Source organism: Sunxiuqinia elliptica (assembly GCF_900113005.1).
Lineage (GTDB): Bacteria > Bacteroidota > Bacteroidia > Bacteroidales > Prolixibacteraceae > Sunxiuqinia > Sunxiuqinia elliptica.
Genome location: NZ_FONW01000014.1, coordinates 19,046 through 35,059 on the forward strand (window position 1 = coordinate 19,046; position 16,014 = coordinate 35,059).

The window sequence follows — 16,014 nt, forward strand, 5'->3', positions numbered from 1 at the left end:
CACAATAAGCTGTTCAAATTTCGTTAACTTTGCAGTCGAAATTTCAAAATTACCTCATGGCTAAAAAGACCAAAAGAAAACAAACAACAAATAAAGCAAGCAAATTGACTGGTTTAAAATCCTTTTTGACAGGGGAAAAGTTTAAGTATACTGTTGGTTTATTCCTCCTGGTCTTTGGCCTTTACTTGTTGATTGCTTTCATTTCTTTTTTGTTTACCGGACATGCTGATCATAGTAAATTAGACTTGTCATGGCGAGAATTGCTTGCCAATACAGATATTAAAGTTCACAATAAGGCTGGAAAAACTGGAGCATACCTGGGAGAAGCCATTATTAATCGAGGATTTGGACTTGCTTCCTTCCTTTTGGTTTTTATGTTGGTGATTTCTGCATTTCAGTTTTTTAACCGTCCGTTGGTGAAATACTGGCGATCGATGGTGTTGGCTTTTGTAAGCATGCTTTGGATCTCCTTGTTTTTGGGATTGGTGCTTATGAGTATTAATACCGAGAGCTTTTTATACTTGGGAGGAGAGAACGGATATTTTCTGGCAGTATGGTTGAGCTCGTTGGTTGGCTATGTTGGCACGTTCTTCCTTTTAGTTTGCAGTTTATTCCTGATCATACTCTTTAGCTTTGACAATTTTATTCCTTGGTTGAAACAAGTTTTCAAGAAGAGAGAGACTGTTGTAGAGGAGGCGGTAGCTACAGGTGAAGCTAAAGTGCAAGCGGAAGTGGAGCCAGAGGAAAATATCTCGAAAGTGATTGACGAGAATGATACGATTGAGACGATTTTCGATCCGGATGAAGAACAACCTGTAGTGTTGGATAATTCACTAGACCGCGAAAAGATTCAGGAAAATGTTCGGGAACAATTGGCTGCGAAAGAAGTAGAGCCGGAAGAAGATAAAGAAGGCTTGGAGATGACGGTCGAAAAGGTGGAGGAAGAAACAAACGAAAATTATACCCAAGAGGCTACAGAGGACTATGATCCAACTCTGGATTTATCAAACTATCAATTTCCATCAGTCGATTTGTTGGATGATCACTCGTCAGGTAATGCTGAGGTTAGCAATGACGAGCTCATAACCAATAAGAACAAGATTGTCGAAACGCTCCGAAACTATAAAATTGAGATTACGAAAATTCGTGCAACCATTGGGCCAACCATTACCTTGTATGAGATTGTTCCTGCTCCGGGAGTGCGAATTGCTAAGATTAAAAACCTGGAGGATGACATTGCCTTGAGTTTGGCAGCATTAGGAATCCGGATTATTGCACCAATTCCAGGACGTGGAACAATTGGTATTGAAGTGCCAAATCAGCAGCCTGAAATCGTATCGATGCGCTCCATCATTTCTTCGAAGAAGTTTCAGGAAAGTACAGCTGAGCTTCCGGTTGTCCTAGGAAAGACGATTTCAAACGAAACCTTCCTGATTGACTTGGCTAAAATGCCCCACATCTTGGTGGCAGGTGCCACAGGGCAAGGAAAGTCTGTAGGGTTGAATGCTATCATCACCTCGTTGCTGTATAAGAAACACCCATCGCAATTGAAATTTGTGTTGATTGATCCCAAAAAGGTGGAGATGAGTCTTTACTCGACTATTGAGAAGCACTTTTTGGCAAAGCTTCCGGATGACGAGGAGCCAATCATTACCGATATTCAGAAAGTGAAGTATACGCTGAATTCAGTCAATATTGAAATGGATACCCGTTATGATTTGCTGAAGAAGGCGCATGCACGTAATATTAAAGAGTACAATAAGAAATTTATTAGTCGTCGCTTGAATCCAGAGAAAGGACACCGTTATTTACCCTATATCGTTGTGGTGATTGATGAGTTTGCTGATTTGATTATGACCGCCGGCAAGGAAGTTGAGTTGCCAATTGCACGTATTGCACAGTTGGCTCGTGCCGTTGGAATTCATATGATTATTGCAACCCAGCGCCCGTCAACCAACATCATTACCGGGGTAATTAAAGCAAACTTCCCGAGCCGAATTGCTTTTAAAGTAGCTTCAATGATTGACTCTCGAACTATTTTGGATACGCCAGGGGCTAACCAATTAATTGGTAAAGGGGATATGTTGATTGCTACCGGAAGTCACATTACGCGTGTGCAGTGTGCTTTTGTTGACACACCTGAAGTTGAGCGGGTTTGTGAACACATTTCGGGGCAGCAGGGGTATCCTACCGCATTTTTATTGCCTGAGTATGTTGGCGAAGATGAAGGAGGAGCATTGGATACTGATTTGAGTAACCGCGACGAATTATTTAACGATGCAGCAAGAATAATTGTAGTTAACCAGATGGGGTCTACGTCCATGATTCAACGTAAATTCTCAATTGGATACAATCGAGCTGGACGAATTATGGACCAACTGGAGGCCGCAGGAATTGTTGGACCGAGCGAAGGAAGCAAGGCTCGGCAGGTTTTGGTACAAGATGAATACAGTTTGGAACAATTATTGAATGGCCTGTAAAAAATTTAGAGAAAATAATGAAGAGATTAGCAATTTTGATGACCGTAGTTTTTTGCTGGAGTTTATCGTTCGCCCAGCAAGATGAGAAAGCCAAAGGAATTTTGGAAAAAGTGACCGAAGCCACCAAGGGGTATTCCTCTATTCAAGCTTCGTTCAATTATGTGATGGAAAATAAGGAAGAAGGAATTTATGAAGAAAATAAAGGTGAGATCTTGTTGAAAGGAGATATGTTTCATTTAAACCTATCACAGCTAGGAATGGAGATCTTCAACAACGGACAAACAGTCTGGACGTATATGAAAGACGCAGGCGAGGTGACCGTTGCTGAAGCTGATGATGAGATGAATGAAATGATGGACCCTTCAAAGCTGTTCACCATTTATGAACAAGGGTTTTCATACCAATTTGTGGAAGAGAAGACCATCGATGGAGTTCCTGTTTATGTGATTGACTTATTCCCGGACAATGAGGAGATTGAGTATTCCAAGATTCGTATTCAGGTTGAAAAGAAACGGATGCTTATTCACCGGGCCGAGATGGTTGGTAGGGAAGGAAACAACTACATTGTAGTGGTTGAAGAATTAAAAACAGATGTCCCGGCCAATGCCGAAAGTTTTAAGTTCGATTCAACGAAACATCCAGACATTGAGGTGATTGATTTGAGATAAAAAAAAGGAGCTGAATTTCAGCTCCTTTTTTGATTCTATAATAATTGTATGTTTATTCCTTTTCTTTGAAGGTTAAGCGCTCGACCGTTGAAATCTCCATGAAGGTTGAACCTCCGCCAATTCCAAAGCTTCCACCAACATAAGTTACCGTGTCGTTTATGCTCACTTTTCCTTGTCTTTCCAAGGTTTTCAATGAGGAACGAACGATCTTGAATTTATTTTTCTTCGGTTCTATTAAGAAAGAACGTACACCGTAAGAAAGTGCTAAGCGACGAGCAACCGACATGTCGTAGCATGCAGCATAAACTGGGTTTTTCCCACGGAAGGCTGCCAAATAACGAGCTGTTTTTCCCGTCAATGTGTTGGTTACAATTGCTTTTGTATTCAATTCCTCAGATGCCATGATGGCTGCTTCTGCCAGGTAAGCCACCACTTCGTTGTTTACTGCAGGAATTGTAATGTCATTTCGTTTGTCTTTGCTGCTTTCAACTTGCTTGGCAATGCGGCTCATGTATTCTACCGCTTCTACTGGATATTGTCCATAAGCAGTTTCTCCACTAAGCATTACCGCATCGGTTCTCGAAAAGATTGCGTTGGCCACATCACTCACTTCAGCACGGGTTGGGCGAGGGTTTTCAATCATGCTATGAAGCATTTGAGTTGCAATGATCACCGGCTTTTTACGCTGGACAGCCTTTTTGATTAGCTGGCGTTGGATTCCAGGAATTTTTTCCGCAGCAATTTCAATTCCAAGATCACCTCGGGCAACCATAATTCCATAAGCATGATCCAAAATCTCATCGATGTTGTTTACTCCATCCAGGTTCTCAATTTTGGCAATGATTTGAATTTTGCTGTCGTTTTGATCCAATTGTTCCCGCACCTTTAGAACATCCTCTTTGTTGCGAACAAAGGAGTGGGCAATAAAGTCCAAGTCATTTTTAGCAGCAAACTCAATAAATTCTTTGTCTCGTTCCGAGATTGAGGGAAGGTTAACACTGAACCCAGGGGTGTTTACACTTTTTCTGTTTTTGACTACTCCTTGGTTTTCAACCAAGCATAGTACGTAATCATCGTGTCTCTCTTGTACAGAAAGTTCTAGTTCGCCATCATCAATTAAGATGGTTCCGTCTGCAGGTATTTCGCGGTGGAATTCGCTGTAGGAAACCGAAAATGATTTTCTTCCTTTTTCGCTGGTGCGCAATAAACCGGATACTTCAACCAATTCTCCTTGCGAAACTTCTAATGAGGCTTCAAGATTTGTGGTTCTGATTTCAGGGCCTTTGGTGTCAACCAAAATGGCAATGGAGTCAGATACCGAGCGTATATTTTTAACCATCATTAAAGCTGTCTCCTCAGTAATGTGGGCTGTGTTCAGCCTCGCAACATTCATCCCTGCTTGATATAAGGCTTTTATGAACTCGGGCTCGCACCTTTTATCGGATATCGTAGCGACAATTTTGGTATGTTTCATTTCTTTCATTTAAAATTACGGCCGGCAAAATTAGACTTTTTTATTACAGCTAGGTGAAAAGAACCTTTTGAATCCGTTAAATGATTCTAAACTTAACTTTTGAGAAAGCTTTCAACCCCTAAACGATAGGAATCGAGTCCAAATCCCATAATACTTCCTACGCAAACGGGACCAATAAGTGACTCATGTCTGAAATTTTCTCGGGTTAAAATGTTAGAAATATGAACTTCAACGACTGGCGTATTGATGCCAGCGATTGCATCGCGCAAAGCAACGGAGGTGTGTGTATAGGCTCCTGCATTGATAATAATACCATCATAGGAAAAGCCGCAAGCATGAAGTTGGTTAATCAATTCGCCTTCTACATTCGATTGGAAATAGCTTAACTCAAGCTGAGGGTATTTCGCTTGAAGGTCTTTAAAGTAGCTTTCGAATGGCTGATCTCCATAAATATTCTTTTCTCTGCGCCCTAAAAGATTCAAATTTGGGCCATTGATTAACAATATTTTCATTTTTATTGTACTTTTATTTTAAATTTTAGTAACTTTCGCTCATCGAACGACGTATTGATAATTATGTATTCTTGGGGAAGAAACTAATATCATTATTTTGTAAGAAAGATGCAGAACCAAAATTACTAAAAATGATTTGAGAACAAATTTAAATGCTTTTAATTATGAAATGGGAAGATAGCAAAAAAGGTTTTGAAAATTTCTTGAGACTCGAGAAATCCTTATCTCAAAATTCCATTGCTGCTTATGTGAACGATATCAATAAGTTGATGGTATTTTTGGAAGGGAATTTCAAGCGTCTGGCACCTGAAAAGGTAAAATTGAATCACTTAAAAAGTTTTGTAGAGGATTTAAACAGTCGGGGCGTTTCTCCTCGTACACAAGCGCGCACAATTTCTGGTATCAAGTCCTTCTTTAAATACTTGTTGATAGAAGGAAAGATTCAGGGTGATCCTACAACTTTGTTGGAATCTCCAAAAATTGGACGAAAACTTCCAGATGTGTTAACGATGGAAGAAATTGATACCATTATTGATGCTGTTGATTTGGAAAAACCAGAAGGACAGCGCAATAAAGCAATGTTGGAGACATTGTATAGCTGTGGGTTACGTGTTTCTGAGTTGGTAAATCTGAAGGTGACTAATTTATTCTTTGAGCAAGGCTTTATTAAAGTTGAAGGAAAAGCAGAAAAAGAACGTTTAGTTCCGGTTAGTGAAAAGGCGGTTGTTGAGATTAACAAGTATTTGAATGGCTACCGAAAAACGCTAAAAATTAGTCCGGAAGCTGAAAATGTTTTGTTCCTAAACCGTAGGGGTAAAAAATTAAGCCGGGTGATGATTTTTACGATCATTAAAAACTTGGCTCAAAAAGTGGGAATGGATAAGAAAATCAGTCCTCATACGTTCCGTCACTCTTTTGCCACACACCTGATTTCTGGTGGTGCTGACTTAAGAGCTGTTCAGGAAATGTTGGGACATGAGTCGATCTTGACGACTGAAATATACACTCATCTTGATCGTGATTATTTGAAGTCGACAATTAGCCAATTTCACCCAAGATCGTAGGCGATTTTTATGGTTCTGTTTAATGATTTCTTAACATTTTAAGTTCGACCTTTATTTTAAACTATAGTATTGCAGGACAGCACATTGAAAGATGTGCTGTCCTTTTTTTGGTTAAGACATTGCTAAATAACCTTAATTTCAAATTACCTGCCGAAAGGGAACGGAAAAAAAAATTATTTTTGTGTGCCGAGAAAAAAATTGGTTTTGTTGGAATATTAATTTTTTAATTGTTGATTATGAAAAATTTAGATTTATCAAAGTACGGCATTGTTGATGTAAAAGAAATCGTACATAACCCATCTTACGAACAGTTATTTGAAGAAGAAATGAGTCCAGAATTGGAAGGTTTCGAGAAAGGTCAATTAACTGAGTTAGATGCAGTCAATGTAATGACAGGTGTTTTTACAGGACGTTCTCCTAAGGACAAATACATTGTTAAAGACGATGTAACTAAAGACACTATGTGGTGGACATCTCCAGAGTCACCTAACGATAACAAGCCAATTTCTCAGGAAGTTTGGAATGACTTGAAAGCAACAACTACAAAAGAACTTTCAGGTAAGCGTCTTTTCGTGATGGATACTTTCTGTGGTGCTAACGAAGATTCTCGTTTGAAAGTTCGTTTCATTATGGAAGTAGCTTGGCAAGCTCACTTTGTGAAAAACATGTTCCTTCGTCCAACTGAAGAAGAATTGGCAAACTATGGTGAGCCTGATTTCGTTGTAATGAATGGTTCTAAAACTACCAACCCAAAATGGGAAGAGCATGGATTGAACTCTGAAGTTTACACTGTTTTCAACTTGACTGAAAAAATGCAAGTGATCGGTGGATCATGGTATGGTGGTGAAATGAAAAAAGGTATGTTCGCAATGATGAACTACTATTTGCCACTAAGAGGAATGGCTTCAATGCACTGTTCTGCTAACGTAGGTAAAGAAGGTGATGTTGCTATTTTCTTCGGACTTTCAGGAACTGGAAAAACAACGCTTTCAACTGACTCAAGCCGCCAGCTAATTGGTGATGATGAGCACGGTTGGGATGATGAAGGTGTTTTCAACTTCGAAGGTGGTTGCTACGCTAAAACAATCAACTTGGACAAAGACGCTGAGCCAGAAATTTTCGGAGCTATCAAGCGTAATGCTCTTTTGGAGAACGTAACTGTTGACGAGAATGGTAAAATTGATTTCACTGACGGTTCTGTAACTCAGAACACTCGTGTATCATACCCAATTAACCACATCGAGAACATTGCAGTTCCTTCAAAAGCTGGTCACGCTAAAAAGGTTATTTTCCTTTCAGCTGATGCTTTTGGTGTATTGCCTCCAGTTTCAAAATTGACTCCAGAGCAAACCGAATATCACTTCCTTTCAGGATTTACTGCAAAATTAGCTGGAACTGAGCGTGGCGTAACTGCTCCTCAGCCAACTTTCTCAGCATGTTTCGGAGCTGCTTTCTTGACACTTCACCCAACAAAGTACGGTGCTGAGTTAGTGAAGAAAATGGAAGAGCACGGAGCTGAGGCTTACTTGGTAAACACTGGATGGAACGGTTCTGGAAAACGTATCTCAATTAAAGATACTCGTGGTATCATCAACGCAATTTTGGATGGTTCAATTGAAAAAGCAGAAACTAAAACAGTTCCTGTATTCAACTTGGAAGTTCCTACTGCATTGCCAGGAGTTGATTCTAACATTCTTGATCCACGTGATACATACGCTGATGTTAAAGAATGGGAAGAAAAAGCTCAGGATTTGGGTAGCCGCTTCATCAAAAACTTCGAGAAATATACTGATAACGAAGAAGGTAAAGCATTGGTTGCTGCTGGTCCTCAGTTGTAATAAACAATCGAATAAAGAAAGTAGCGTTTGCTGCTCTTTAATCATATTTAAGCCGGAGAATATTTTCTCCGGCTTTTTTATGCTTGCTAATATCGAATATTGAAAGCATAAAAGAGGTCGCCCTACTGACGACCTCTGACTGATTTGGGTAAAACAGACTAGAACTTCCCGAATTTAAATACCAATCCTGCGGTTAAGCCCTCCAGAATATCCGGGTCGGTATATAGCATTTCAATATCAGATGTAAAACGATAACTTGCTGTTGCTGCTAAGCGGAAATGACGAGTAACGTTAAACTCCAGTTCAATTGCTGGTTCAAAGACGAAATAAACATCGCTTTTATCATCAGTTGACCACCAATAGTCCCAGTTGTTGTGATGTTCAACATAGGAGACTCCTCCAAAACCAAATAAGATGGGAATGGAGATGTGAACGGGTAGTTTGGGGCCAATAATGGGCTCTACAAATAACCCTCCGTATCCTCCAGCCAGGTTGTAATCCCGATTATCGTTGAAAAGGTTGTCGTAGTTGATGTCGTTTGCAAATCCGTAGCCTCCCAGTCCAATGGCTAGAGAGTGATTGATGATCCATCCTCCACGGGCACCTACAATGATGGCGTCTTTGTTATCAATTTCAGAATAGGCAATACTTAACGCTCCATAGCCACCGTTTGATCGCTTGTTGGAAAAGATGGTTTTAAATTCTTCCTGGTTGTTGGCGTATTGCTCAGATTGGGCTGCAACCGAGCTGACCAGTAACAGCAGGCAAATAAGTAATCCAAATTTGTTCATTTTCTCTTGTTTAATTGTTTCTAGAAAAGGTATTTAATTGTAAAGGCAAAGTCGAATGGGTAAAGCTGAAAAAAGTTTTTACCAAAGAGGTTGAAATAGGGTTTGGCCTCTATTCCGAAGTTTAGTGGCACATCTCTTAAGGTGTACTCTACAGCAGCGAGTCCATCAAGTCCAGCTATTGGTCCCGTACGCGATTCGTAATTGTAAGGTTGGTAGAATTCATCATTTGGATCGTAGGCATTCCACTTCTCAAATCCAAGATGTGCTCCAAAGCCATAGATGAAAACCAATTGATCGGAGAAGTCAAATAAGCCATGCTGATGAAATTCTTTCATGCCGGTAAGTTGTAGCCCTCTTTTTCGGGTGCTTAACAGTACTTTGTATGAAAGTGCTTCGTTGGCATAGGCACGATATTCGAAGCCGGAAGATCGACCTCCTCGAATACCAATTGCTTGCTCATATTGTTGAGCAAAGCCTAGTTGTGCGGAAAAAATAATTATTAAAATTAATAGTAGTCGTTTCATCGCTATTTATTCTGTGATTAGGCTTTATATCTATTCTTGGAATATTTAATTGTCGTTAATGACTTTGCCTGAACCGGAAATATTGCTGCTGATTTCGGGCCAGTTGATAAAAAGCAGGTCTCCGCTGCCAGATATTCTGGCTTCAATCCAGTCGCTTGCATTGACAAGGATGTCCCCACTTCCGGAAATGGTCGCATGGCAGCTTTCTTGTTCCATACCATACGATTGGATTTTTCCAGAGCCACTAATAAGTAAATCAGAGTGTTTGCAGAAACCAGAAAGCCTTATTTCTCCGGAACCGGACAGGTTGGCTTCGAGTTCGTTTGTATCAACATTGGATTCAATTAAACCCGAACCGGATAAGAAGACTTCGAATTTGTTGGTTGTAAAATTTTCGGTTTGAATAAGTCCTGGACCACTAAGGCTGACTTGGTTTAGATGCGGAGTGGTAATGTAGATCTCAATTGGAATTGTGTGGTGCAGGTTATTGATACCTCGCGTTCTGATTTTGAGTTTGTCACCATCTCGGTCTGTGACGATATGCCCTAGTAGATTTGACTCGGCAGTTACTTCTACCGTGTACTCATCTCCAGGAACGATGAAGACGTTGTATTCTCCGGTTACTTTTACTTTATTGAACGGAGCAACCCATCGATCTTCGGTTGCAAGCCTTCCATTTCCGTGAATGGAAAGGTCTTCGAGGCACGAACTGAGCATAAGAGCTACAGCCAATAATAACAAAGTTACTCTGGAAGTTTTCATTGTTTCCATAATGTTCTGTTTTCTGAATGTTAAAAGCTTGTTGTCTGTTTCTGTTATAATGGACAGGCTTTTATAAAAGAGGTTGCAATCAGCCGAAAAAAATATTCAAATTTTTATTAGTTGCTGAAAATCCGTATACTACCTGCAGTCGCGTTGATCTGTACTTTGTGTTTTTTATCGGTTTCTTGTTTGAAATAACCTTTAATGCGATTACTACTGTTTTTAGAGTCTATTACTTCCTTATCGGTTTGTTTTAACTCTCGGCCGAAGGTAACATCAACTTTGCTTTCGGTTAATTCGAAGTTGAATTTGGCCTCGGGAGAAAAGAAGAGACTGACGTCAGTTGTTCGCGATTGAATATATAAATCAGAAAAGTCGGGAGCGATTTGTTCTAGTTCCAAGTCTCCGTAGGCAAATCGAAAAGTTCCCCGGTCAATGAGCTTGTTCAGTCGGAAAGAAGTGAAGCTGGCATCGGCTTCAACCTGCTCAGATTCGCGTAACCTGAACTTATCTCGTCGGGAATCAATGGTGAGCGATTTAGACTCGATAATTTCGATTTCAGAGGATTTACTGGATATCCGTATATCGTCAGCCTTTTTGAGGTAGAAATCGCTGTAATTCGTAAAAATACGCCCTTTTTTCATCGAATTGATGGAGGCATCGGCGAAGTTTAGCTTGATTGTTGCTTGGTTGGTTAAGTCGTGTGCTTTCAGTTTGCCGTTACTGAGCCCAATGGTAATTGGTCCGTTATAGTCGTCGATATAAATGTCGCCAAACTTATTCTCGACTTTTAAGGAATTACTGGCTGGTACCCAAACTTTATAGTCAATCTCAATGGTGCCATCTGCTTGCAGTAGTGTTTCTTTAAAGCGCTGAAACTCAGCTTCCAGTTGGCTCTTGTTCTTGTCTACAATGGTGCGGGCTATCAGGTAATGCGAACTGCTGGTGAAATCGAAGTCGATGTTGTTTAGTGTTCTGTCGAGCCGATTCATTTTTCGTTCTTCTACCTTCATGCGTATATCAAACAACACAGAGTCTTTATCCCAGGTTACCAGTTCCACCTTTCCGTATTTGTTGGATATTTCAATAGCTGTTTCAGGTTCTACAGCAAAGCGTTTTTGAAATTCTTTTGTTTCTGTGTATTGAGCTTGGGCGGCAACAACGACAGTTAGAAATAACAAAAGACTCAATAGTTGGCGACTAAATTTTATCATGTCTGGTAACTTTTAGCAATTAATCTGTGCCAAAACATCATCAACCAATTTCATTCGGAAACGGTTGTTTTCAATCATGGCTTCAATCACTTCTTTATTTGAAATATTTTCTTTCAAGTCTGTTTTTAGCGAATTGTACATACTTTCCAATTCTTGTAAGTCGTTCTCCACTTCCATTTGAAGCTCAGGAATTAGTTGGTAACAACGGCGTATTTCTTTCATTTTACCATTGACCTGATGGGCATAATAAGCTTCAGCTTCGATTAACTCTCTAAGTTCAGGATCCATTTCCTGGGCTATTTGTAGTTTATTTTTAGGAAGAACGAGGTTGGTTACAACAACGCCAGATCCTGCAATGATCAGTGCAATCATTGCAGCTATATTCAGCCAGTGACGGCTCTTTTTAGGCTTTTTGCTACTTTCGACCTGTAGTTGCTTGTTTAGCTTATCCCAGACTTCTGGTGATGGACTATGCACATCAAAGTCATCGCGGTTGTCTTTTACAAATTTTTCAAAACGATCTTCTTTCATCTGAGAAAAACTTAATTCATTTAGTTGTAATCAGCTTAAATGCTGATTTTTCAATAATTCCTGTACCCTGCGTTTAGCTCGCATATATTGCGATTTCGAAGTTGACTCGGTGATGCCCAGAATCTGAGCAATTTCACCGTGGTCATAGCCTTCGAGCAGGTAAAGAGAGAAAACGATCCTGCCACCTTCAGGTAACTCCTCCATGGCTTTGAGGACGTTGTCGGTCGTGAGCGTTGCGGCATCCGGTTCTTCTTCCGGTGGCTTTTGATCGTATACTTCATCACAATACACCAAGTCGAGCTTTCGCTTGTTTATGGCATTGATACAGCTTCGAACGGCAATTGTTTTTAGCCAGGTTCCAAAACTGGATTCGTAGCGAAAACTATCGAGCTTGGTGAATGCTTGGAGAAAAATCTCCTGCAGCATATCTTCGGCATCCTCACGACTGTTCAGCATACGGTAGCACACGTTGAACATCGCTTTGGAATACAGCTGATAAATCTCAAACCGAGCATGGTCTATACCACGCTTACAGTCTTCGATCAGGTGTTGATGTATGAATGCCGCTTTGCCCAATTTCTATTCTGTTTTCGCTAATAATGACAAGCAAAAAATTGCAGGGTTGCAAGATTGTATTACAAAGATCAAAAAAATATTGTTTGTCGGAACTTTAATGCAGAGGTGTCGTGTGTTTTTGCTAGTTTTAATTGACTGGTAGAGTGTTAGTTGGTCAGATTGAAGGCGTGGCAGGTTAATTTGATATTTTTGTTTTGTGATGAAATATCAGATTCGATTGTTTATTTGCGAAAGATAAATCAAAATTACCCTAATAAAAAGCTAAAGCTCAAAAGGGAGTCGGAAGTTGCAGCCCGATTTGAAGTTAGAGCATCCCCAAGCTGTTTTGCCTTTAAGTATTTTTCCCTCATTGCATTTTGGGCAAACTGGATCTTCTTTTAGCTGAGGGTGTAGTTTGATGTCTTGATCTTCTTGAAGGAGCAATCTTCCATCAATTTTTAAGCCTTCGTAGGTAAAGCCTTTGATTAAAGGGGTTTTCCCTTTGCTTGCCAAAGCTTCTATTTGTTTGTCGGTAAGTTTTTTGTCAAACCATTTAAAGGGAATCTTAAAGTGGCAACCATTGTTCCACTCAGAGCATCCCCAAGCTGATTTTCCTTTTATTAGTTTCCCTTTTTGGCAACGCGGACAAAGCAAATCTTTGGCTGGCTTGCTTGATGCTTTCTTTTCGCCTTTTGCCTTTGTTTTTTCTTTGGCCTTGCTTGCTTCATCTTCAAGAATGGTAATTTCCTTTTTACGGGAATTTTTTACCTGCCAAATCACTTCTGTTACCATGTTTTTTAGGTCGGCCATAAATTGCGCAATCTCCAACTCTCCAGATTCTATTTGGCGAAGCTTTCGTTCCCATTGTCCGGTTAATTCAGCCGACTTAAGTAGGTCGTTTTCGATGGTATTGATTAAATCAACACCGGTTGGCGTAGCAACAAGGCGCTTACGCTCTTTGCGAATATAGCGCCGGCGAAAGAGTGTTTCAATAATGTTGGCTCGGGTTGAAGGACGTCCGATTCCATTTTCCTTCATCAGTTCCCGAAGCTCGTCATCATCCATGTTCTTTCCGGCTGTTTCCATTGCTCGCAGTAAAGTTGCTTCGGTATAATAATTAGGAGGTTGCGTTTGCTTTTCCTGCAAATCAGGTTGATGAGGTCCGTGTTCTCCTTGGGTGAATGGAGGTAGAATATTATCTTCCGACTGAGCTCCTTTTTTGTCATTCTGAAAAACGACTCGCCAACCTGGTTTCAGGATTTGCTTGCCAGTAGCTTTAAATTGATGTTGTTCTACATGCGCTTCAACGGTGGTGTTGGCAATTTCACAATCCGGATAAAATGCAGCGATGAAGCGTTTTGTAACCAGATCATACACCTTGCGTTCGGCATCAGAAAGGTCAATGCGACTAACTCCTGTAGGAATAATGGCATGGTGATCGGTAATCTTCTTATTATCGAATACTTTTTTTGACTTTCTAATTTTTCCTGCGGCAAGTATTGGTTGGGTTAATTCTTCGTAGCCTTTTAAGTTCTTGAGTGTTGTCGGCACTTTCTTGTAAATATCATCAGATAGGAAAGTGGTGTCCACACGTGGGTAGGTGGTTACTTTCTTCTCATAAAGCGATTGAATGGTGCGTAGTGTTTCATCAGCACTCAGGTTGAATTTTCGGTTGCATTCAACCTGCAAGGAAGTTAGGTCGAAAAGGCGAGGCGGATGCTCCTTGCTGTTTCTTTTGCCAATTTTATCGATGAATAGCTCCTTGTCCGAAATTTCAAGGAGCACTTTTGCAGCCTTTTCTTTTTCCATAAATCGCCCGGAAGTGCTTGAAAAAGTAGCTTCGCGATAAATCGTTTTTATTTCCCAAAATGGCTCTGGTTTAAAGTTTTCAATCTCGAGCTGCCGATTAACAATTAGGGCAAGGGTAGGAGTTTGCACTCGTCCAATGGAAAGTACCTGTTTGTTCTGCCCAAATTTCAGGGTGTACAAGCGGGTGGCATTCATGCCCAAAAGCCAATCGCCAATTGCCCGGGCGCTTCCTGCTTCGTACAGCTTGTCAAATTCGGAGCTTTCCATCAACTTGTCAAAGCCTTCTCGTATGGCCTCTTCGGTTAGCGAGGAGATCCACAAGCGCTTTACCGGAGCTTGATTGCGTGCTTTGGTTAACACCCATCGCTGAATTAGCTCTCCTTCCTGACCAGCATCACCGCAGTTGATGATGGCATCTGCTTTTTGAATCAGGCTTTCCAAAGTAGAGAATTGCTTTTGGACACCTTCGTCATCGATCACTTTGATGCCAAAACGGGTTGGGATCATTGGAAGCTCGTTAATGTTCCAGTATTTCCAGCGAGCGGTATAGTCATGAGGTTCTTTTAAAGTGCACAAGTGCCCGAAAGTCCAACTCACCTGATAGCCATTTCCTTCAAAATAACCATCACGCCGACTTTTGGCTCCAATAATTTGTGCAATTTCTTTGGCAACACTTGGTTTCTCGGCAATACAAAGTTTCATTCGTCTAAATTTTTTAATGGAGACTCCTGTAACTCCTTGGGGTTATTCAATTGGGAAATAGCTTTTTCTATGTAACTTTTTCTTTGGAACATTTTTGATGAACAAACGGCTGTAAGATTCAGTCTTGACTGAAGCAGTATTTTTCGCTGGCAGACAAAATTAATGAATAATTGGAAAATCTCCCTTTCCAGGGAGAAGTGAATTTTCCTGTTTTTGGGTTAAAGCATTCTTATGCCATTCTCCTCTAGTTTGATCAGCCGGTGTTTGTATAATGATCCAATCGCTTTCTTGAAATTCTTTTTGCTAATCTTGAATGTTTCCTGAATTAATTCAGGTGAACTTTTATCTGTTAGAGGTAGAAAACCATCGTGAGCAGCCAGCTTGTTTAAAATGTCCTGAGAAATAGTGTCGATTTTTTCGTAGCCTTCTTTTTGCAAAGCCAGATCGACTTTTTCGTCTTCGCGGATATTTTTAATGAAACCCTTGAGTTTTTGCCCAACTTTCAGTGGTTGGAAAACTTCGTTTTTGTATAGCATTCCCCAGTGGCTGTTGTCAATGATCGCTTTAAAACCTAAGTCGGTTTGTCCGGCTATGAGTAAGTCTACTTCTTCGCCAATTTCATAATCAACCGGGACGTTGTCAACACATTTATCTAACTTTGAGGTGGCGACAATGCGTTGGCTTTCATCATCAAGATACACATAAACCAGGTAAGAACGTCCTGCCTCCATGCGTTGATGTTGCTCACGAAAAGGGACTAACAAGTCTTTAGGCAAACCCCAATCGAGGAAAGCTCCCACTGGCGTAACTGAAACAACTTTTAAGAGCGCAAAATCGCCAACCATTGCTTTGGGTGTTTCAGAGGTGGCTATCAGGCGATCTTCTGAATCAAGGTAGATAAAAACAGAAAGTTGATCTCCGGGCTTGGTGCCTTCGGGAACATACCGTTTAGGCATTAAAATCTCGCCATGAGGACCTCCGTCAAGGTAAATCCCAAAGTCTACTTCTTTAACTACTTCAAGCTCGTTAATCAAACCAATTGCTGCCATTGTTTCATTTTTATAATATCGGCAAAGGTACGTTTTCGCTT

The 16,014-nt window shown here is 40.5% G+C and carries 14 protein-coding genes; 4 read left to right on the forward strand and 10 right to left on the reverse strand.

Annotation, left to right across the window (positions count from 1 at the left end; all coding sequences use genetic code 11):
- Nucleotides 1-56: 56 nt before the first annotated feature.
- Together BM156_RS18360 and BM156_RS18365 are read left to right on the forward strand one after the other, a co-directional pair.
- On the forward strand, nt 57-2,480 hold the full coding sequence (locus BM156_RS18360; protein WP_093921367.1) for a DNA translocase FtsK: 2,424 nt from the start codon (nt 57-59) through the stop codon (nt 2,478-2,480).
- A gap of 17 nt (nt 2,481-2,497) precedes the next feature.
- Nucleotides 2,498-3,148 (forward strand): outer membrane lipoprotein periplasmic chaperone LolA1, encoded by a 651-nt coding sequence (locus BM156_RS18365; RefSeq protein ID WP_093921368.1) that lies wholly within the window; start codon nt 2,498-2,500, stop codon nt 3,146-3,148.
- A 52-nt stretch (nt 3,149-3,200) separates the two neighbouring features.
- Here BM156_RS18365 and pyk read toward each other — a convergent pair whose 3' ends face one another.
- Together pyk and aroQ are read right to left on the reverse strand one after the other, a co-directional pair.
- Complete coding sequence (pyk, locus tag BM156_RS18370) at nt 3,201-4,622, reverse strand: pyruvate kinase (protein ID WP_244525760.1); 1,422 nt, start codon at nt 4,620-4,622, stop codon at nt 3,201-3,203.
- Nucleotides 4,623-4,714: 92 nt separating this feature from the next.
- The gene (gene aroQ / locus BM156_RS18375) at nt 4,715-5,134 is read right to left on the reverse strand and encodes a type II 3-dehydroquinate dehydratase (RefSeq protein WP_093921370.1); all 420 of its coding nucleotides are present in this window, start codon (nt 5,132-5,134) and stop codon (nt 4,715-4,717) included.
- A gap of 164 nt (nt 5,135-5,298) precedes the next feature.
- Between aroQ and xerD the strand changes: the two genes are divergently transcribed.
- The gene (xerD, locus tag BM156_RS18380) at nt 5,299-6,198 is read left to right on the forward strand and encodes a site-specific tyrosine recombinase XerD (RefSeq protein WP_093921434.1); all 900 of its coding nucleotides are present in this window, start codon (nt 5,299-5,301) and stop codon (nt 6,196-6,198) included.
- 236 nt (nt 6,199-6,434) lie between these two features.
- Complete coding sequence (gene pckA / locus BM156_RS18385) at nt 6,435-8,036, forward strand: phosphoenolpyruvate carboxykinase (ATP) (protein ID WP_093921435.1); 1,602 nt, start codon at nt 6,435-6,437, stop codon at nt 8,034-8,036.
- 158 nt (nt 8,037-8,194) lie between these two features.
- Here pckA and BM156_RS18390 read toward each other — a convergent pair whose 3' ends face one another.
- From BM156_RS18390 to BM156_RS18425, 8 genes are all read right to left on the reverse strand, one after another.
- Nucleotides 8,195-8,827 (reverse strand): hypothetical protein, encoded by a 633-nt coding sequence (locus BM156_RS18390; RefSeq protein WP_093921371.1) that lies wholly within the window; start codon nt 8,825-8,827, stop codon nt 8,195-8,197.
- 20 nt (nt 8,828-8,847) lie between these two features.
- Nucleotides 8,848-9,351 carry a hypothetical protein gene (locus BM156_RS18395; RefSeq protein ID WP_093921372.1) on the reverse strand — a complete coding sequence of 168 codons (504 nt, stop codon included), beginning with the start codon at nt 9,349-9,351 and terminating at the stop codon, nt 8,848-8,850.
- 45 nt (nt 9,352-9,396) lie between these two features.
- The gene (locus BM156_RS18400) at nt 9,397-10,122 is read right to left on the reverse strand and encodes a head GIN domain-containing protein (RefSeq protein WP_093921373.1); all 726 of its coding nucleotides are present in this window, start codon (nt 10,120-10,122) and stop codon (nt 9,397-9,399) included.
- A 107-nt stretch (nt 10,123-10,229) separates the two neighbouring features.
- Nucleotides 10,230-11,327: a hypothetical protein gene (locus BM156_RS18405; protein ID WP_093921374.1), complete on the reverse strand. Its 1,098-nt coding sequence runs from the start codon at nt 11,325-11,327 to the stop codon at nt 10,230-10,232.
- A 12-nt stretch (nt 11,328-11,339) separates the two neighbouring features.
- Complete coding sequence (locus BM156_RS18410) at nt 11,340-11,858, reverse strand: hypothetical protein (RefSeq protein WP_093921375.1); 519 nt, start codon at nt 11,856-11,858, stop codon at nt 11,340-11,342.
- A 30-nt stretch (nt 11,859-11,888) separates the two neighbouring features.
- Entirely contained in the window at nt 11,889-12,434 is a 546-nt protein-coding gene (locus tag BM156_RS18415; protein WP_212733558.1) for an RNA polymerase sigma factor, read from the reverse strand.
- A 261-nt stretch (nt 12,435-12,695) separates the two neighbouring features.
- Entirely contained in the window at nt 12,696-14,924 is a 2,229-nt protein-coding gene (locus tag BM156_RS18420) for a type IA DNA topoisomerase (protein ID WP_093921376.1), read from the reverse strand.
- Between the two features lie 218 nt (nt 14,925-15,142).
- A complete protein-coding gene (locus BM156_RS18425; RefSeq protein WP_093921377.1) occupies nt 15,143-15,973 on the reverse strand; it encodes a CvfB family protein in 831 nt (276 codons plus the stop codon).
- Between the last annotated feature and the right edge of the window lie 41 nt (nt 15,974-16,014).